General features: G+C 33.6%; 19 protein-coding genes. 6 read left to right on the top strand and 13 right to left on the bottom strand.

What is annotated here, in order from left to right; genetic code table 11:
* Positions 1-50: 50 nt before the first annotated feature.
* From AAGD26_RS01900 to AAGD26_RS01865, 8 genes are all read right to left on the bottom strand, one after another.
* Positions 51-1,433 carry a glycosyl transferase gene (locus AAGD26_RS01900; RefSeq protein WP_341751998.1) on the bottom strand — a complete coding sequence of 461 codons (1,383 nt, stop codon included), beginning with the start codon at positions 1,431-1,433 and terminating at the stop codon, positions 51-53.
* The gene (locus tag AAGD26_RS01895) at positions 1,430-2,647 is read right to left on the bottom strand and encodes a glycosyltransferase family 4 protein (protein ID WP_341751997.1); all 1,218 of its coding nucleotides are present in this window, start codon (positions 2,645-2,647) and stop codon (positions 1,430-1,432) included. The genes AAGD26_RS01900 and AAGD26_RS01895 overlap by 4 nt, the downstream gene beginning before the upstream one ends.
* A 22-nt stretch (positions 2,648-2,669) precedes the next feature.
* A complete protein-coding gene (locus tag AAGD26_RS01890; RefSeq protein WP_341751996.1) occupies positions 2,670-3,071 on the bottom strand; it encodes a 2OG-Fe(II) oxygenase in 402 nt (133 codons plus the stop codon).
* A gap of 148 nt (positions 3,072-3,219) precedes the next feature.
* Entirely contained in the window at positions 3,220-3,483 is a 264-nt protein-coding gene (locus tag AAGD26_RS01885) for a hypothetical protein (RefSeq protein WP_341751995.1), read from the bottom strand.
* A 50-nt stretch (positions 3,484-3,533) separates the two neighbouring features.
* Complete coding sequence (gene wecB, locus AAGD26_RS01880) at positions 3,534-4,661, bottom strand: non-hydrolyzing UDP-N-acetylglucosamine 2-epimerase (RefSeq protein ID WP_341752286.1); 1,128 nt, start codon at positions 4,659-4,661, stop codon at positions 3,534-3,536.
* Positions 4,654-5,664, bottom strand: a complete 1,011-nt coding sequence (locus AAGD26_RS01875; protein WP_341751994.1) for a polysaccharide biosynthesis protein — start codon at positions 5,662-5,664, stop codon at positions 4,654-4,656. The genes wecB and AAGD26_RS01875 overlap by 8 nt, the downstream gene beginning before the upstream one ends.
* A 9-nt stretch (positions 5,665-5,673) precedes the next feature.
* Positions 5,674-6,528, bottom strand: a complete 855-nt coding sequence (locus AAGD26_RS01870) for an SDR family oxidoreductase (RefSeq protein ID WP_341751993.1) — start codon at positions 6,526-6,528, stop codon at positions 5,674-5,676.
* 72 nt (positions 6,529-6,600) lie between these two features.
* A complete protein-coding gene (locus tag AAGD26_RS01865; RefSeq protein ID WP_341751992.1) occupies positions 6,601-6,771 on the bottom strand; it encodes a hypothetical protein in 171 nt (56 codons plus the stop codon).
* 270 nt (positions 6,772-7,041) lie between these two features.
* Here AAGD26_RS01865 and AAGD26_RS01860 point away from each other — a divergent pair, with 270 nt between their 5' ends.
* Positions 7,042-7,779: an HD domain-containing protein gene (locus AAGD26_RS01860; protein ID WP_341751991.1), complete on the top strand. Its 738-nt coding sequence runs from the start codon at positions 7,042-7,044 to the stop codon at positions 7,777-7,779.
* Here the strand turns inward: AAGD26_RS01860 and AAGD26_RS01855 are convergent.
* Positions 7,673-9,019, bottom strand: coding sequence for an MFS transporter (locus AAGD26_RS01855; protein ID WP_341751990.1), 1,347 nt, complete (start codon positions 9,017-9,019; stop codon positions 7,673-7,675). The genes AAGD26_RS01860 and AAGD26_RS01855 overlap by 107 nt on opposite strands.
* Before the next feature lie 370 nt (positions 9,020-9,389).
* Between AAGD26_RS01855 and AAGD26_RS01850 the strand changes: the two genes are divergently transcribed.
* Positions 9,390-10,094, top strand: a complete 705-nt coding sequence (locus tag AAGD26_RS01850) for an HD domain-containing protein (RefSeq protein WP_341751989.1) — start codon at positions 9,390-9,392, stop codon at positions 10,092-10,094.
* A gap of 48 nt (positions 10,095-10,142) precedes the next feature.
* Here AAGD26_RS01850 and AAGD26_RS01845 read toward each other — a convergent pair whose 3' ends face one another.
* Entirely contained in the window at positions 10,143-11,366 is a 1,224-nt protein-coding gene (locus AAGD26_RS01845) for an MFS transporter (RefSeq protein WP_341751988.1), read from the bottom strand.
* Between the two features lie 339 nt (positions 11,367-11,705).
* Here AAGD26_RS01845 and AAGD26_RS01840 point away from each other — a divergent pair, with 339 nt between their 5' ends.
* The 4 genes from AAGD26_RS01840 to AAGD26_RS01825 all read left to right on the top strand — a co-directional run bounded on the left by AAGD26_RS01840 (position 11,706) and on the right by AAGD26_RS01825 (position 16,568).
* Positions 11,706-13,088: a hypothetical protein gene (locus AAGD26_RS01840; RefSeq protein WP_341751987.1), complete on the top strand. Its 1,383-nt coding sequence runs from the start codon at positions 11,706-11,708 to the stop codon at positions 13,086-13,088.
* A gap of 21 nt (positions 13,089-13,109) precedes the next feature.
* Entirely contained in the window at positions 13,110-13,727 is a 618-nt protein-coding gene (locus AAGD26_RS01835) for a hypothetical protein (protein ID WP_341751986.1), read from the top strand.
* 98 nt (positions 13,728-13,825) lie between these two features.
* Positions 13,826-15,190, top strand: coding sequence for an MFS transporter (locus tag AAGD26_RS01830; RefSeq protein WP_341751985.1), 1,365 nt, complete (start codon positions 13,826-13,828; stop codon positions 15,188-15,190).
* Between the two features lie 169 nt (positions 15,191-15,359).
* Positions 15,360-16,568, top strand: a complete 1,209-nt coding sequence (locus AAGD26_RS01825) for an MFS transporter (RefSeq protein WP_341751984.1) — start codon at positions 15,360-15,362, stop codon at positions 16,566-16,568.
* Here AAGD26_RS01825 and AAGD26_RS01820 read toward each other — a convergent pair.
* The 3 genes from AAGD26_RS01820 to AAGD26_RS01810 all read right to left on the bottom strand — a co-directional run bounded on the left by AAGD26_RS01820 (position 16,483) and on the right by AAGD26_RS01810 (position 18,869).
* Positions 16,483-17,220, bottom strand: a complete 738-nt coding sequence (locus tag AAGD26_RS01820) for an HD domain-containing protein (protein WP_341751983.1) — start codon at positions 17,218-17,220, stop codon at positions 16,483-16,485. The two genes, AAGD26_RS01825 and AAGD26_RS01820, sit on opposite strands and share 86 nt — an antisense overlap.
* 325 nt (positions 17,221-17,545) lie before the next feature.
* Positions 17,546-18,652: an IS256 family transposase gene (locus tag AAGD26_RS01815; RefSeq protein WP_410520624.1), complete on the bottom strand. Its 1,107-nt coding sequence runs from the start codon at positions 18,650-18,652 to the stop codon at positions 17,546-17,548.
* Positions 18,624-18,869: a transposase gene (locus AAGD26_RS01810; RefSeq protein WP_341752285.1), complete on the bottom strand. Its 246-nt coding sequence runs from the start codon at positions 18,867-18,869 to the stop codon at positions 18,624-18,626. The genes AAGD26_RS01815 and AAGD26_RS01810 overlap by 29 nt, the downstream gene beginning before the upstream one ends.
* Positions 18,870-18,922: the final 53 nt, after the last annotated feature.

Raw genomic sequence — 18,922 nt, 5'->3', positions numbered from 1 at the left:
TCTAAACTGTATTTATTCATCATGGTAATTTACGCGAAATTATAGATCAACTATGTTTGCAATAAAAATTGCAATAAATTTGGTTTAAATTTTCTAATAATCTTTGGTATCTCGTTTCTAACAATTTCCGTCTGTAATAGATCAGACCCTTCGCCAGAACGTGATACAGAGCCTCCAAAAATATTCTTATCATATACTTCAGAGAATTTATTCTTTAAGTTATTTTTTGATGCACTATCTAATCCTAAAAACTCAAAAAATGTTTTCTGCATATGCTCTAAAGTAAAGTCCATCAAAAAACAAGCAGTAGCATTTTTTGTAACTATTGCATATGAAGTTGTATTTAGGATAGCATGTTCTAGTTTTTGCAAAACAACTAGAGAATCCATAGATGTACACAAAATCCCTGCATTATGCTTGGCTATATATCTAGTAGGTGATGCATAATATGGTGCATGACAAAAAACAGGACGACCAGCGGCAAAATAGGAGACCAATTTTCCAGGAAAACTATTGCTAGCCTCAAGACGATACTCTTCTGAAAACCAGTACGGCATGTACAGAAGATCTGAATCTTCTAAGAAATTAATGGTTTCTTCTTGTGACTGCCATCCTAGATATTCGAAATTGTTTGGCGACTGAGTATATACCTGAAAGTAAGCCCCAAGAACTCTAAGACGAATTCGCCTTCCTGCTATAGACCAATTAACTTGATTCAGAGTATTAATAAGGCATTGCCATGCATCTTGTGCATATAATTGTCCTGCTATAGCAATGATAAATTCATTCCTATTCTCATGTGGTTTTGTTGCGGGGATCTTGGCAAATTTATCAGGTAAACTAGCAATTATAGGTATACTACGCACACCGTATTTATGCGAATAAGTCTTTGACATTGCCCATGAAGCAGATGCACATGACTTACTATGTTTTATGACCTCATCGAACTCTGCTAGAAGTCGTCGTCTAGTATATGCATCAATATTATTCTCACGCAACCACCACTCTAAAGGATTCCATACTTGAGTGAATAATGGTAATGCTAACTTACAAGAAAGAGGTTTTGCTAAACGTATAATAGTTTGTCCTTCCAACACCACCCATAATGCGTCAACTTGCTGTTGTTTTGCAAAATTAACAATTTTTGGTAATATTGAGTATTTTACCCGTATTGCTTGAATTAACTCAAAGACAAATGCTAGTAATCTACCTGCTTTGCCCCATAATCTCCTCGGAGCCATTTCCCGAGGTTTTATCAATTTAAGGTGAGGAATTATCTCTAATTCTTTAGGTATGATTGGTTTAAAGTGGGGATGTACAATTGAGCAAATTGCAATTTGTTCAACCGGTAAAAACCGTACCAAACGGTCTAGCGTTAATCCTGCAGTAAAATTATGACAAGGAGGCATATCTGTTAAAAGTAAAATTTTCATTTAGCAACAACCATATTATAAATATCAGCTAACTTTTTAGCTTGGGTTTCATCTCGATAATGCAATTCAGTCATCATTCTACCTTTTTGTCCTCGCCGTTTACATTCATCCGGATTATCAATTAAGTGTTGTAGTGCTAAGTACAAAGCCTCTCCATCACGCATAGGTACTGCCAAACCAACATCTGGAGCAAAAGTAACATCAGGCAATGAAGTGCCTTCAAAAACAATTACAGGTTTACCGCAGGCCATTGCTTCAACTGCCATCATACCAAATGCTTCTGCAACTGATGGCATTAAAAAAATATCTGCAGCTACCAATGCCTCCCGCACTAATTCTTCATCATTAGTCCAACCAAGATTTACCAGCTGGAATCGGTCGGCAAATTGCTGTAATAATACTCCCCCGCTACTCAAAGTCAACAAGCAAATGGGCTGCTTTGACTTAATACGTTCGAGTGCCTGAATAATATAAGGTACTCCTTTAAACTCATTTTGTTCTACCCGGAAGCATATTACCAAAGTATCTTCAGGAATATCAAATAGCCTTCGTGCATTTGGACAAGCAGCAGCAGAAAAGAAGTTTATATCTAATCCAAATGGCACTAAATGAACTAGTTTATTCTCAAACATTGGTGAATTATTAACCATATCTTGCATCCATTTTGAGGCTACAATAATATCGAAATTAGATATCTTGTAAGCTGCACGCTTATAATTAAATAAAAATCTAGTATTATCCCTAGCAAGTGGCATATGGCTAGTCAGGTCAGGACAATTACCACAACCAGTCATCCAACGTTTACAATCAAACGGATGAATACAATGTCCTGTCATAGCCCAAGGATCATGTAAAGTCCAAACCGTTGGCTTTAGCTTGGTAATCTTTGATAAATCTGATATGGAAAAATATCCTGAACTTATAATATGAAGGTGAATAAGATCAGCTTCTTTAAAGACCGGCATTTTGATCATTTGCGAAACGTTCAAATGCAGTACCGACTGTAAAGAAGCAATTCGTTCTATTTTATTAATTACCCGATTAATTTTTCGAGCTATTGATCCTTCAAAAGTAAGTATTTCTGGATTTTGAGTATCCTTATCCCAAACTAAATGACGAGATTCAACACCATATTTTTTGAGAAGTGGTGTTATAGATAATCCACTAAATCTACGACCTGGTGATTCGTATCCATGCACTTGCAGTATCTTCATTAAACTAACTACCCATAAAATCTTAGCTATATTCTCTAATAATATTACCATCCTTATCAGTAAAATTACGTTTTTTCCATAGAGCTCTATGAGGTTTGTCAATAATATTATTAATAGATTCCCGAGGGGCTTTTGTATAGTAATATAAAATGATCGATTTACGATATTCACCTTCTGGAAATTTACATGCATCTGGTAAACCATGATAGCTTTTATCATGCGTATCAAATGCAACAAGACGATTAAATAATGGAGCAATCTTTTTTAAACAATTCTCGCCATTATTATTATAGATTCCAAATTCTCCTCCCCATCCTTCTTGCCATTTTGGGTTCAAATATATAATAACATTCATACGACGATTAAGTCCCGTTGCGTCATGATAATTACCATCAATATGTACATCTAATAAACCATTTGGCATTGTGATATTAAGCCCCCCCACCAGTAAAATATGGATCAGGCACAAGTTTTTTAATATTAAAAGTTTCTGATAAGGCTAAAAGAAATATAGACGAATTGAGTAAACGAATAGTATCAACAATAGCTTCCGGTATATCAAATTCTGATTTCTATATAGTCCTTTGTTTTATCTCAATATTTTCATCATAGCTTCTATCCCATATATCTTCATTAGGGGAAGGAAAATTATCCAAACAACTTTGAGCTAAATCAGCATGTAAAAAATTATCAATTACTAGGTGTTTAAATGGCTCAAGATAATACATACCATTATTTTTTGCATCAATAATCTTATTGCTTGCAAGTAGTACAAACTCTTTCATTTGAGATTGAGAGAACCTACAGGGAAAATTAGCCTGAGATATTCTAGTCATACAAACCTTTATGTACATTTAACAATTCAATTTAGGAGGGTGGTACTAATTCACTTAAACCACACAACTCTATTAATATAATCCACGTAGCTCAAAACGATACGGAGTATTTTTTGAGATACTAAGCCAGCATTATAATCTGAAACGATTGTTTGTAAATGACTATATTTACTATGTTGTTTGGTTACAATGCGTACAGCATCTAGAACCTTTTCTACTTTAAGACCACTCATTATTAAAACACCTTCATCCATACCCTCAGGTCTTTCGTGAGTATTACGAATGGTAATTGCTGGTAATTTAAGAAGAGAAGCTTCCTCAGTAATTGTACCACTATCAGATAAAATGCAAAAAGCCTCCATTTGCAATTTTATGTAATCTAGAAAACCGAATGGTTTTAAAAAGTGAATTTGTTTATCCAAACCTTTAATACCTAATTTTTCTAACAGCTGACGTGTACGAGGATGTGTTGATACAACCACGGGCATATCATATTCTTTAACCAACATCTGTAAAGTATTAAGTAAGTCCTGTAAATTGGCTGACACATCTACATTCTCTTCACGATGAATACTGACTAAAAAATATTGATGGGCTTGAAGTTTTAGTTTATCTAGCACATTTGATAGACGCACTTTAGGCATAAAATAACCCAACACTTCTTGCATATGCGAACCAGACTTGATAATTCGCTCTGGCGATACTCCTTCGGCAATAAGATAACGACGAGCATGTTCAGTCAGAACTATATTGATATCACTTAAATGGTCAACTACTTTACGATTTAGCTCTTCTGGTACTCTTTGATCAAAACAACGGTTGCCGGCTTCCATATGAAAAACTGGTATCTTTCGTCTTTTGGCTGCGATAACCGAAAGGCAGGAATTCGTATCACCATAAAGCAATAATGCATTTGGTTGTTCTTTTTCTAAAACCTCATCAGTTTTCTCAATAATGCGTGCAATGGTTTGTGTTGCATTACCACTAACAGCAGCTTCTAAAAAATAATTTGGCTTACGAATGTTAAGATCATCAAAGAAAATCTGATTCAGTTCATAATCAAAATTTTGCCCTGTATGAACCAAAATATGGTTCGTATACTCATCAAACTCAGAAATTACTCTAGACATTTTAATAAGTTCTGGGCGAGTACCAATAATGGTCATTACTTTAAGCATTAAGTTGCTCTTTAATGAAGTCAAGTGTTAATAAAAGCTTTTTAACTTGTTCTATATTTAATCTTTCTGTATTGGCTGATGTATAGTCACTTAGAGTAGCAACGTTTATATCTCCTTCTACAAAAAACTTTGAATAATTGAGATCACGATTATCGGCAGGAATCCTGTAATAATTTCCTAAATCTTCAGCTTTGACCATCTCCTCACAAGAAATCAAAGATTCATAGATCTTTTCTCCATGACGTACACCAATTAAACGAATTTCATTATTAGCATTAAATAATTCTTTTATAGCATGAGCTAATACTTCAATTGTTGAAGCTGGAGATTTCTGCACAAAAATATCACCTTGTTGCCCATGTTCAAAGGCATATAACACTAAGTTTACAGAATCTTCAAGTGACATTAAGAAACGTGTCATATTTGGGTCGGTAATAGTTAGAGGTTTTCCCTCTTTAATTTGATTAACAAAAAGAGGTATTACCGAGCCACGGGAAGCCATTACATTACCATAACGAGTACAACACAGAACGGTATCTCCTTTAGAACTCATTCGAGCTTTAGCTATCAACAGTTTTTCCATCATTGCTTTTGATAAACCCATGGCATTGATAGGATATACCGCCTTATCAGTACTGAGTACCACAACCCGCTCAACACCATTGGCAATAGCTGCATTCATCATATTTTCAGCTCCCAGTACATTAGTCCGCACTGCTTCCATCGGATAAAATTCACATGATGGAACTTGCTTCAAGGCTGCAGCATGGAACACATAATTAACATTTTTCATAGCATAGTAAATACTATCATAATTTCTTACGTCCCCAATATAAAACTTAAGCTTTGGGTTATTGAAAGCAATCCTCATATCTTCTTGTTTTTTTTCATCTCGACTGAATATGCGAATTTCTTTAATATCACTTTCTAGTAATCGTTTCATCACTGTGTTACCAAATGACCCCGTACCTCCAGTAATCATTAAAATTTTATTAACAAACATTCTTACCTTTTATTGAAATTTATACATACGTTGAATTAACTCTGGCCACTCAGGCGGTGCATATCCCGTTGCTTTATTAAAAAGCTCGGCATTAAGTGAGCGATCAATGACCAGTTCATTAGATGGAATTATTTCGATTGTTTTTTTATAAGTACTAGCCACAAGTTTTAACAAATCATATTTATTGATCGGTTTTGCTGCGACATGATAAAGTCCACACATATCGGGTCGCGGTATAACGATGTCACGAACTATTCTTGCTAATTCAATAGTTGGAAGTCCAGAGAACACGGCTTGAACAAATCCTCTAACTTGTTTTTTTTGTGCAAGAAACCAGCCAATGAGACTCTTACCTCCTGATAACTCATGCCCGATAATTGAAGTACGAAGTGTTATAGTGTTAGGATAACTTACTTCCCCTAAAAACTTTGAGCGACCATAGAGATCATTAGCATCTGCAAAATCACTCTCTGTATAGTTACCCTTAGACCCGGAAAATACACAATCTGTACTAACATGTATAAAACGAGAGCCTATAGCTTGACATATTATACTAAGTCTATGAGGAAGCAAAGCATTAATTGATAGTGCTTGTAGGTAATCATTTACATCCTCTAGTTGTTTAATTAGCCCAATACAATTTACTACCACATCAGGTCGAATTGTTGCAAATAATTTAATAAGAGAATCATGATTTTCTATATTTACTGGGGCAATGAGTTGTTTAGATGACTCTTCAGAAAAATAACGGCAAGCACCATTATTCCTAGCTGTCCCGTAAACGTTAAGGTTATGATCTTCAGCCATAAACCTAAACATGGCATTGCCAAGCATACCTGTTATACCAAGGATTAATATTTTCATAGATTATTCTTCAAGCTTTTATTCAGTTTTTGCTAGGATTCATGAGGTTACGTTATTATATCACTAAACTCACTATAATATGGCATCAACTCTCTTGTTTGATACATCCCCATAATCTATATTTCTTATTATACCAGCTTTTTTTAAAGCACTAATAGTTGTTGCACCAATATTATAAAAATTCCAAGTCCCTATTTTTTGGGGATTCTTGATTAAATCTCGTTGCAGAAGTTCTTCGCTCATAATTAAATCACACAATTATTCAATAACAATTCAAAAATAATATTATTACTCTTTTAGTTATATCCAAAATAAAACTCATCGACAATAGATACTTAAGATATTTTTTACTAACCTTATGAAATTGTGCAATAACGCGAATTCGGGTAAACTGTGATTTATACAACAAGATTAGAAAATATGCATCTTTTTAAAAATAAAAAGCAGTAAATGCTTTAAATAGTCAAAATTTTAGTTTATTATAACTTTATAATTAAAATATCATGGTTTCTTATGGAAGATGTTAATAACTATTGGGATAATTCAAAATACCAGTATTGTGCATATGCTGAGAGGTTGCTTAAGGAGTTAATTTTGCTAAATGAAAAAGTAAAGCAACCAATAAACATGTATGAAGTCAAAAAAGGCATCTACTATGCTAAAAAATATCATGGCAGCCAAATGAGGCAGTCCGGCGAGCCGTATTATTCACATCCGATTGAAGTGGCGTATATGCTTGCCCAGTACACAGCCTTAGAAATTCCACGATTGTTTAGAACCGACATGATTGTGACTGCATTACTACACGACACCATTGAGGATACACACCTGACCGAAAAGATGATTGCTTACATCTTTGGCAGTCAAGTGGCTAGTCAAGTAGAAGACCTGACTAGGGTCAAGCCTCATGGCAAGATTAGCTCGGCAGAAACACTAGATTTATTAATTCAGCAAAAAAAACATGATGTAGCACTGATTAAACTTTTTGATAGAATACACAATTTAGAAACTCTAGGAGCTAAATCGCTGGAAAAAGCTAAAAAGATAGTAGAAGAAACTGTAATACATTTTTTAACTTTATCTATGTATTTAAAAATACCAACAGTAACAAAACGAATTATTATATTATGTTGTCAACATTTATCTATACCTCTACATGAGGCTTTTGTGGATAATTCCCAGCCTCTTTCTCCAACTTTTCAAAATGAAATAGTCCGAATGCAAAACCTATACAAACTGGAAGCAATATAATAATTATCCCCCAATGATGCAAATATTCAGTTAAGTAAACAACTGAAAAAGAGGTAACTACATACATTAAGGCACGAGATATGGCAAAGGTAAGACTAGCACAGCTAAACCGTTTAAAGACAGGAAAATGTTTATAATAGATTGACCATCCTAAGTCAGGACCGGTAGGTACAAATAACGTAACGAATAATTGCATTAAAAATACATCAAACGAGCTATTAACATTATTTAATAAATAAGGGCAAGCTAAAGCAAATAGACAAAATATCAATAATAAGGTTTTTACAATTTTTAATGGGTATATTCTATAACTTAAATATGCTAATATTAAACTGGTTAAGAAACCAAATATTGAAACAATAAAATTTTGATGAATGACCTGTTCAGCACTATAGCCACAAGAAGTTTTTAACATATTTCCACAATAAATATAAGTAAAATAAAAATATATAGGACACATACATTCCATTAAGAACAACGCTAAAATTGTTGTTTTATTAGCTCTTTCCTGCCATATTGGATTATTTTCTAGTTTCTTGAGATCTATGCTATCAACATTTGAAGGTTGCTCAAAAGTTTTTTTTAGTTGACGCCTGGCATCAGCAAATTCTGGTGTTTCTCTAAGACTCCTTCGAGCTACTGTGCCAACCAGTGCTACGCCTGCTCCCATCCAAAAGGCTATACGCCAATTAAATCCATAGGAGGTCACTAACGATGCTATGCCTAAAGCAGCGACTGCTCCTAAAGCAGCAAAAACCGAAACTAACGAAACAGCTGGATATTGGGCTGGTGGATTTATAGATTCAGTTAAATAAAGTGCTGCTCCTACTGTCTCTCCCATAGAGGACATTCCTTGGAGTATACGGCATATGGTGAGCAACCAAGAGGCTGTAATACCTATTTGGGCATAAGTAGGGAGATTAGCCATCATAATACATGATAAAGCCATGATAAAAGTCGTGATGATAACGGTAGTCTTACGCCCTATATTATCACCTAACCATCCAAATATTACTGCACCAACAGGTCTAAAAACAAGGCTAGAACAGAAAGCTGTAGCTGCATAAAGAGCGGTAGTATGAGGATCAGATTTTGGAAAAAACAACTCATTAAGAAATACTGCCATATGGACATAAAGCATCAGATCAAAATATTCTAAAAAAGTCCCAATCGATAATAAGCCAACAGCTGATTTTTGTTCTTTCGTTAGGCTTCTTTGTTCTTGCTGATATCCTATCATTTATTCACCTTAATATATTTATTAATACTAATAGATAGTGATGATTTGGTTGAACGATAGCAAGAAAAAATAATATAGAAAATTGAAATAATAAATCTTGGTTGTAACAATATCACGGTTCTATAAACAAATTTAGAAGAGAGAAAAGAGATATTGCGAAAATACCAGTTGAGATTAGGGATGTATTAACCATCATCCATATATCCCATGCTAGCGAATTATTGGATATTATTTTTCTTGATAAGAAACTGTGATTTATACAACAAGATTAGAAAATATGCATCTTTTTAAAAATAAAAAGCAGCAAATGCTTTAAATAGTCAAAATTTTAGTTTATAATAACTTTATAATTAAAATATAATGGTTTATTATGGAAGATGTTAATAACTATTGGGATAATTCAAAATACCAGTATTGTGCATATGCTGAGAGGTTGCTTAATGAATTAATTTTGCTAAATACAAAAGTAAAGCAACCAATAGACATGTATGAAGTCAAAAAAGGCATCTACTATGCTAAAAAATATCATGGTAGTCAAATTAGGCAGTCTGGTGAGCCTTATTACTTGCATCCCATTGAAGTGGCTTATATGCTTGCCCAGTACACAGCACTAGAACTTCCACAATATTTCAGAACAGACATGATTGTGACTGCATTACTACACGACACCATTGAGGATACACCACTTACCGAAAAGATGATTGCCTATATTTTTGGTAGTCAAGTGGCTAGTCAAGTGCAAGATTTGACTAGGGTTAAGCCTCATGGCAAGATTAGTTCGGCGGAAACATTAAATATATTATTTCAACAAAAAAAACATGATGTAGCATTAATTAAAATTCTTGACAGAAAGCATAACTTGCAAACTCTAGGAGCTAAATCACCGGAAAAAGCTAAAAAGATAGTAGAAGAAACTATAATTACTTTCCTTTCAATTGTTACTCATCTTACTGGGCTAGAATTAGAGAAAGAATTAACTATGCTTTGCTTAAATAATATAACTATTGAAGAAAAACTAACTAATAACTATCAACGTTTTAATGGTAATTTCCAGCTGCCACCTCTAGATTTTTAAAGTAACGTAATCCAAACATAAATCCTATTTGTATTGGAATAACAATAATTAATAAGCCCCAATTACCAAAATATTTTTCAGATATACAAAACCAAAAGCAGTGGTAACGTACATCGCCGCCTTTGATAGAGCTGCAAGAAAAATAGAAGCAGTAAAACGTTTAAACACTGGAAAATACATGTACAATATAGCTCTAGCTGGAAAATCTACAGGAGCAAATAACACAATAAAACACTGAACAACAAGTAACTCAAATGGGCTTGTTAGGTTATTAAGTACTATTGGAAAAAGAATAACAAAAGGAGTGAATATGATTAGTTTAACTTTAAGAATTTTTAAAGGATGGTTTTTACGAACAAGATAAACAAGAATTACTGCTGCTGCTAAATCTACTATTGAGACAATAAAGTTTTGATAAATAACTTGTTCTGCAGTAAAATGAAATGAGTTTTTAAGAATATTACCACAATAAATATAACCAAGATAAAGCCACGCTGGCCAAGCAGAACCAAGAATAAAATAGGCCACTGCTGTTTTTTTATTTATTTTTTCTTGCCAAGCTGTATTATCTGCTAATTTTTTGGGATCGATATTGGATTGTTCAGCTACAACTTTTATACGTCTTTTGGCATCAGCAAAATCTGGAGTTTCTCTAAGGTTCGTTCTAGCAACCGCACCAATTAATGCTATACCAGCACCAAACCAAAAAGCTAGACGCCAATTAAAACCGTAAGAAGTGACAAGAGAAGCAATTCCCAAGGCTACCATTATACCAATTGATGCAAAGATTCCTACTATTCCTACAGCCACATTTCTAAAAGGAGGTTTTATCAATTCTGATAAGTATAGTTCTGCTCCAATTTGTTCTCCCATAGAACTCATACCTTGAACGATACGACACACTGTTACTATGCAAGAGGCACTAATACCTATTTGTTCATAAGTTGATAATTTGGCCATAACGAGACAAGATCCTGACATCATAAAAGTTGTGATGATAACGGTAGTCTTACGCCCTATATTATCACCTATCCAACCAAAAATTAATGCTCCAATTGGTCTAAAAACAAAAATTGAACAAAAAGCAAGAGAGCTAAGAAGAGTAGTAGTATGAGGATCATATTTTGGAAAAAACAACTCATTCAACAATACCGCCATATGTACGTAGAGGAATAGATCAAAATACTCCAAGAACGTCCCGATCGAAAGCAACCCAACAGCTTCTTTTTGCCCTTTAGTTAGGCTTCTTTGTTCTTTTTGAGACCCTATCATTTATTCACCTTAATATATTTATTAATACTAATAGATATTGAAGATTTGGTTAATTAATAGCAAGATAAAATAATATAGAAAATTGAAATAATAAATCTTGGTTGTAACAATATCACAATTCTATAAACAAATTAGAAAGGGGAAAAGAGAGTGTGGTAAAAATATAGGCTTAAGATCAAAGAATGTTAAATATCAGAACTAATATAGTTATGTAAGTAGAATATTGGATATTGTTTACATTAATAAAAAATAATTAATTTTCATTAAAAATAAGTTGACTATTATTTTAGAATTGATTCTAATTAAATTATGGTAATATAAATAAACTTATTAATACAAATGAAAAATAACATGGCTGATGATTCTGATGACGGGAATATGGGCAAAGAATACTCTGCTTATGTTACTCAGTTTGAGAATGTTATTAATGATATCAAATCTCAGCTGCATACTACTAACCCAGCTGAGCTAGCGAGACTCAATAGTGCTATAAGTAGTTTGTTAGCTAGTAATCTTCCAGCAAAAATACTAAAAAGTTTGGAAGCTTTACAAGCTGCTGTTGCCAAAGAAGAGCAGCGTGCTGAACAAAATATTACTTACAGGCAAGAAGCGGAAGCCGCAACTAAGATGCAAGAACAAATAGAGTTTTTAGAAAAGGAGGCTGAGAAGTTAGAAGCTGAGCGGTCAGCACAATTTCACCAAGAAAGCATAAAATTCAAAGAACAACATACAGAGTTTAACAAAAATGCTGATGCATATTTGACCGCAAGGAAAAGCGAGACCAATCAATTGCGTGATGTGGTTAAAGATCTTAAAGATGGCAAAGATGTAGAAAGTGAACTGCAGAAACTGGTAAAAAGCGAAGAACAGATTAAAAAACAAAATACAGAATATAAAAATTTACTTGAACATCGTGATAAAGTACATGAACATTATGATGGAGTAATGAAGCACGATGAAAAATTAAGAGCAGAGAAGGTAAGGTTAGAAAAGGAAGCTGAGAAAGAGAAACAAAAACCGAAAGAAATCCATTCGCCAAGTGTGTTTGAAGCAGTAACGCAAAAAATAAAACATCAGGATAAGAAAATTACAGATTTTGCTCCAGTTGTGGCACAAGCTCAGCAGCAGAAAGATGAAGTTGATGCTAAGGTTCAGGAGATAGAGGAGGAGAATAAAAATGAAGAGAAGAAAATTAATGATCTTGATGAGTTAGTTAAACAATTGCAACAGACAGATCCTACTAAATATCAAAAGTTAAATAAGTTTACTACTTTACTTAAAAATCAAGAAGAGGCTATTGCTGGCAATGGAATAGTTAATGACACATTGCTTCGTAGTAAAGTTACCGATAAAACTAAAAATGCAGAAAATTTAGAACCTGAAATAGCAGGAACTAACGCACCATCTTCCCCCTCTAAGCTAACTGAAGTAGCAAATGATAAAACACCACAAGATTCTAAAGCTATTGACCAAGAACAAGATAAAACACCAACAACCAATCTTAATAAAACTCTTAAAGACGAATCACATAAGCTTGGGGATAAAATAATACAAAAATTAGGATATGATGACCAAGTGGCAGTAATGAATCAACTATCAGAAAAACACTTAGATCAGCATATTACTAAGGGATTATCTGAGACAAAGCCTGCTTCTCTAAAACCTGTGTCAACTCCTAATCCCAAATTTACTACTCTACACAAAGATGACAAACAAAGGTAATCATTAAATAATAGGTAAATTATGGCAAAATCACAAAACTACCCAAAAAGATATTTAGACTCAAATAAAACTATATTACGTACGAGTAATAATTTATATGATTATGCTTCTGAACAATTTGATAAGGCGGAAGGTGCAAAAGAACAGGTTGGTTTAGTACCTCAAGTGATTGGTGGCTACAAAGTAGTTGCTGGATATTGGCATGAATCCTTACTTTTTGGAAAAGCAGAATCTGCTGCTGGGCTTGCTTATCTTTATCGCGAAGGCTTAGGAGTAGAAAAGAGTGAATATAAGGACAAGCTTTACGTATCTGTTGGAGCTAAATTAGGTGATCCATCTTGCAAAGAATTACTGCCTCAACGAGATCATAAAGATGTTGCTTCGGAAGCTGCAAAATGGCTTAAAGCTATTCAAGTCATCACCACAAGATACCCAAACAAGGATGGAGAAATTACTGCAGCAGACAGAGTTTGGGCTAACGGACAATTAGAATTCCATTGTCAACAATCTTACTCATATCAGGGAGCGTCTTCTTCTCAGCTTAATGATTCGTACGAAACTTGTCCTGATTCTGACTCGGAAGCAGATATTGCACTAGCTGGAAGTACTAAGCTTCATGTCTGTTGTGAAATTATGTAGTATCAAAGTCTATAACCCCTATGCCAATTGGTATAGGGGTTTTTTAACACAATTATATACAACTCTAGACAATATAACTTAAGGGTTTAAACACTAATATGAGCAAATTTGTACGAGAAGATGGCATGGTTATCTATCCCCAAACTCATCTCACTAAAGAACAAAAACAAGTTATAGGGTTACTTTCTATAGGTACTTTCTTAGAATTTTTTGACTTTATGCTATATGTTCATATGGCAGTACTTCTTAATGAGATTTTTTTTGAAAACACTGATTCTCATACAAGCTATTTAATAACATCTTTTGCCTTTTGTACTACATTTGTTTTTCTGCCTGTAGGTGCATTAATATTTGGTTGGTTAGGTGATAATATAGGACGTAAATCTACCGTTATCATCACAACTTTTATGATGGCTGCATCATGTCTTGTCATGGCTAATATTCCTACCTATGCCCAAATAGGGGTTGCAGCTTCTTGGATAGTAACCATCTGCCGCATTGTGCAAGGTATGTCTTCTATGGGCGAAGTAGTAGGGGCTGAACTTTATATAACGGAAACAATCAAACCGCCAGCCCAATATGCAAGTGTGGAATTAATAGTAGCTTTTTCTGCCTTAGGAGGTATGGCTGCTTTAGGTGTGGCAACACTTGTTACCTCTTTTGGTTTTAATTGGCGTATAGCATTTTGGATTGGGGCAATAGTAGCGTTGATTGGTTCTATTGCTAGAACAACCTTGCGAGAAACGCCTGAATTTGTTGATGCTAAACGTCGAATAAAAACAATATTTGCACGAACTAATACAGATACCAATACTTTAGACAAAAATCCTATTTGGAAAGAAAAGGTTAGTAAGAAAACATTTATAGCCCTCCTTTTATTACAATGTGCATTGCCAGTAAGTTTTTATTTTATCTATGTGCATTGTGGTGCTATTCTCAGGACTAACTTTGGTTATACAGCATCCGAAGTTATTCATCATAATTTCATTGTTTCTATAATACAGTTTTTAGGTTTGTTGATATCAACATATATAAGTTATAAGGTGTATCCATTATTAATTCTTAAAATTAAACTGGTAATATTTTCTATTTTTGTTTTATTTTATCCATATTTGCTGACTAATCTTCATTCTCCATTTGAGTTACTTTTAATTCAGTCCTTTGTTGTTTTATTTTGGCATGATATCGGACCTGCTATTCCCATTTTTTTTGCAAATTTTCCAGTGTTCAAACGTTTCACTAGTGTTAGTTTTATTTATGCTTTGTCACGTGCAATGGTTTATGGTATTAGTGCTTTTGGATTCACTTATCTTATTGGATACTTTGGAAATTGGGGGGTATTGATTATTATGATCCCTATAAATATAGGGTTCGCATACGGGTTATTACATTTTGAAAAGTTGGAGAAGAAGAGAGAAAATTACTTCCAACCAAAAATTGATCTAGCAACAAAGGCTGGATAATATATAGGTAAATGTTAATAACATAAAGTAAGGGTTTAAACACTAATATGAGTAAATTTGTACGAGCAGATGGCAGGGTTATCTATCCCCAAACCAGTCTCACTAGAGAACAAAAACAAGCTGTGGGATTACTTTCACAATAGGGACGTTCCTAGAGTATTTTGATCTGATGTTATATGTTCATATGGCTGTATTGTTGAATGATCTGTTTTTTCCTAAAACTGATCCTGATACGGCAGCTTTTGTATCTGCTGCTGCTTTTTGTTCTACCTATCTATTTAGACCTCTTGGTGCTTTTATTTTTGGTTGGCTGGGCGATCATATAGGGCGAAAATCTACGGTTATCATCACCACCGTGTTAATGTCACTCTCTTGTATAATTATGGCTAGTATACCAACTTATGAGGAAATTGGGATTAGGGCTGTTTGGATAGTTACAGCATGTAGAATATTGCAGGGTATTAGCTCAATGGGAGAAAAAGTAGGAGCTAGTATTTATGTTGCCGAAATAACCAAACCACCAATACAATATCCAGCTGTAACCTTAATTGGGTGTTTATCTGCTGCAGGAGGAACTTTTGCTTTAGCTATTGCGTCATTGGTTACTTCACAAGGTTTTAATTGGCGTATAGCATTTTGGATCGGTGCTGGTATAGCAATTATTGGTGTTCTTGCAAGAACAGCTCTTCGAGAAACCCCAGAATTTGCGGATGCCAAACGTCAAATAAAATATATTTTAGAAAAAAATAAATTAGATGCTTCTTTAAAAACTAATACTCTTGTACAAGAAAAGGTTAAGGTGTTGACTACTCTTGCTAATTTTTTTACACTATGTGGATGGCCAATATGTTTTTATTTTTCTTATATACATTGTGGTAATATTTTAAAAAATTCTTTTCACTATAGTGCTGAACAAGTTATTCATCAAAATTTTATTGTTTCCATAATCGGATTAATTTGCTACTTTATATTAGTGTATTTAAGTTACATAATATATCCATTAATAATTCTTAGAGTTAAATTAATAATATTCTCTATAGCAATATTAATATCTCCTTATTTATTAGATAATATCACAAGTCCTTTCGTGCTACTATTAATTCAATTGATACCTATAGTATTTGGGCCTTCTCAAACACCAGCGATGGCAATATTTTTTAAACATTTTCCAGTCTTTAAACGCTTTACCTACGCCAACGTAACCTATGCTATAGCACATACTTCTATGTATATTGTTACATCTTTTGGCACTGTGTATCTTGTAAAGACTTTTGGTAATTATGGGTTATTAGTTATAATGATACCATTAATTGTAGGGTACACTTTTGGTCTGCATCATTTTGAAAAATTGGAAAAAGAGGCTGGAAATTATCCATAGACAACAACGAATATAAATCCAAAGTTGAAGGGTATGTAACTGTCGAGTATTTAGAACATAATTCCATAAGTTGATATTTTATTTCTGACAATACTAAATATGTAGAGAGAACTAAGAATTCTTGTATGGTTTCCTCAATAATCTTCCTAGCTTTTTCAGGTGATTTAACTCCTAGAGTTTGTAAGTTGTGAATTCGGTCAAATAATTTAATCAAAGCCACATCATATTTCTTCTGTTTATATAAGATTTCTACCATCTCTGCCGAGCTAATCTTCCCGTGAGGCTTGTTCCTGCTTAAGTCTTCTACTTGACTAGCAACCTGCTCCCCAAAAATATAAGCAATCATCTTTTCGGTAAGTTCTGTATCCTCAATGGTGTCATGTAGTATACTGGTAACAATAATGTCAGTGCGATAAAGGTAATCAGAAACCATATATGCTACCTCTAGTGGATGGGAGTGATAAGGCTCACCAGACTGCCGCATTTGGCTGCCATGATATTTCTTGGCGTAATAAATAGCCTTTATAACCTCATCAATATTTATTGGGCGTTTTACTTCCTCATTCATCTTACGTAATTTGTCCAGTAACCTAGTAGCATATTGACAAGGTGCATACTTTGAGTTGTCCCAATAATTGATTTCTTCTTCCATAAAAAAACATACTCTATATTTAAAATATATAAGTTAAACTAAAAATTAGAATATTACTAGGAATTTATTATATTTTTTTTGAAAAAGATGAATGTTTTTGCATTTTGTTGTTGTATAAATAGACAGCTACTTATCTTTATATTCACATATCCTATAATAGGATAAACAAAAAAAAATGTAGAAAACATTTTGAAAAATAATAATATTATGCTATTATGTTATAATACTAGGTAACTAATGCGATTTTTAGATTATAGAAATGTCAAAATTAAGGTGCATGATACCTGATGATCATTTATTAGTGAGAATTCATGAAAGTAAAGAATTAGACTTGTCTTTTATCTATGAAAGATTGTGTAAGTATGATGTCAGAGTTAGTCCATCTTTGATCGACATTTGCCCATTTTTGGTCATCAGTACCACAAAGTATGGCAAATTGATTCAAGGCAACTGACCAATCTTTAATTATTTGCCGATTGGCTGATTCAATAGTATTAGTAGTATATATTGCCTTTCTAATCCCTTCAGGGAAGCTAAAAAGCGGGGCTATACCTGACCAAAGACGTTGCCACATGTCAGAAATTACTGGATATTTTTCGTCCCATTTTTTACTAAAGTTTTGTAGCTCTCTAATCCCTTCCGCCTCGTTTATTGCTGTATAAATTTTCTTTAAATCAGCTGTTACCGATTTTAAATCTTTATATGACACGTACTTGGTAGAATTCCTAACCATATGCACGATACATAATTGTACAATAGTTTTAGGAAAAACACTATTTATAGCTTCAGGAAAGCCTTTTAGACCATCTACACAAGCAACATATATCTTTTCAATTCCCCTATTCTTTAGCTCAGTTACCACTTGCATCCAAAATTTAGAACCTTCATTCTTGCCAACCCAAATACCAAGTAACTCTTTCTTACCTTCCATATTAACACCTATAGCTATATAAACTGCTTTATTTATTATAGTGTGGTTGTCTCTTCCTTTAACATCTATGCAGTCAAGATATATTATCGGATATATACTATCAAGGGGACGATTCTGCCAATTTATAATATCCTCCAAAACTCCGTCAGTTACTTTAGATATTAATTCTGCAGATACTTTGGTAGAATAGATTTCCTCTAAATGTCCTTGTATCTCCCTTGTAGTCATACCTCTTGCATACAGAGATATTACCTTCTCATCAAACACTTTAAATTGTCGAACTCCCTTAGGAATTAATAGGGGTTCAAATTCTCCTTCTCTATCTCTTGGAACATCTACTGTTATATTCCGACCATCTTCATCTATTATAGTCTTTTCATAACTACCATTGCGTCTGTTTTCAGATTCTTTCTCATCCTTGGAATGCTTCTCATATCCAATATAAGATTCCATCTCTTTTTCTAGAATCTTATTAACTAGTTGTTTTTTTAACTCTTGCAATATCCCATCTTTGCCAAAAATTTTTTAAATATTGGAAACCATTCTTACCAGCTAATACTGCCATGTATAAAGCATCTCTAGGTATTTTCCTGCCTCCTCGAATAAATCTTCGTCCTTGCTTATTACCACTATCACGAGCATATGGAGCTATACCAACAATTGATGACAATTCATTGCTACTATAATTTTTATCCCCTAATTCAGGTACAAAACTAATTAGTTTTGTACCTAAACATTTACCAATACTAGGTACAGTCTCTAATATTTTTA

Origin of the sequence: Candidatus Tisiphia endosymbiont of Piscicola geometra (assembly GCF_964026415.1) — a bacterium.
Classification (GTDB): Bacteria; Pseudomonadota; Alphaproteobacteria; order Rickettsiales; family Rickettsiaceae; genus Tisiphia.
Note: the sequence above shows the minus strand (reverse complement) of the source record. Positions and strands in the feature narration are given on the sequence as shown.

Bases quoted from the DNA above. Each gene is read 5' to 3' on its own strand.
- AAGD26_RS01825 (WP_341751984.1), top strand. From the start codon at position 15,360: ATGTTATATGTTCATATGGCTGTATTGTTGAATGATCTGTTTTTTCCT.
- AAGD26_RS01895 (WP_341751997.1), bottom strand. From the start codon at position 2,647: ATGAAGATACTGCAAGTGCATGGATACGAATCACCAGGTCGTAGATTT.
- AAGD26_RS01820 (WP_341751983.1), bottom strand. From the start codon at position 17,220: ATGGAAGAAGAAATCAATTATTGGGACAACTCAAAGTATGCACCTTGT.
- AAGD26_RS01860 (WP_341751991.1), top strand. From the start codon at position 7,042: ATGGAAGATGTTAATAACTATTGGGATAATTCAAAATACCAGTATTGT.
- AAGD26_RS01850 (WP_341751989.1), top strand. From the start codon at position 9,390: ATGGAAGATGTTAATAACTATTGGGATAATTCAAAATACCAGTATTGT.
- AAGD26_RS01830 (WP_341751985.1), top strand. From the start codon at position 13,826: ATGAGCAAATTTGTACGAGAAGATGGCATGGTTATCTATCCCCAAACT.
- AAGD26_RS01885 (WP_341751995.1), bottom strand. From the start codon at position 3,483: ATGACTAGAATATCTCAGGCTAATTTTCCCTGTAGGTTCTCTCAATCT.
- AAGD26_RS01870 (WP_341751993.1), bottom strand. From the start codon at position 6,528: ATGAAAATATTAATCCTTGGTATAACAGGTATGCTTGGCAATGCCATG.
- AAGD26_RS01845 (WP_341751988.1), bottom strand. From the start codon at position 11,366: ATGATAGGGTCTCAAAAAGAACAAAGAAGCCTAACTAAAGGGCAAAAA.
- AAGD26_RS01890 (WP_341751996.1), bottom strand. From the start codon at position 3,071: ATGCCAAATGGTTTATTAGATGTACATATTGATGGTAATTATCATGAC.
- wecB (WP_341752286.1), bottom strand. From the start codon at position 4,661: ATGCTTAAAGTAATGACCATTATTGGTACTCGCCCAGAACTTATTAAA.
- AAGD26_RS01835 (WP_341751986.1), top strand. From the start codon at position 13,110: ATGGCAAAATCACAAAACTACCCAAAAAGATATTTAGACTCAAATAAA.
- AAGD26_RS01900 (WP_341751998.1), bottom strand. From the start codon at position 1,433: ATGAAAATTTTACTTTTAACAGATATGCCTCCTTGTCATAATTTTACT.
- AAGD26_RS01875 (WP_341751994.1), bottom strand. From the start codon at position 5,664: ATGTTTGTTAATAAAATTTTAATGATTACTGGAGGTACGGGGTCATTT.
- AAGD26_RS01840 (WP_341751987.1), top strand. From the start codon at position 11,706: ATGAAAAATAACATGGCTGATGATTCTGATGACGGGAATATGGGCAAA.
- AAGD26_RS01855 (WP_341751990.1), bottom strand. From the start codon at position 9,019: ATGATAGGATATCAGCAAGAACAAAGAAGCCTAACGAAAGAACAAAAA.
- AAGD26_RS01865 (WP_341751992.1), bottom strand. From the start codon at position 6,771: ATGAGCGAAGAACTTCTGCAACGAGATTTAATCAAGAATCCCCAAAAA.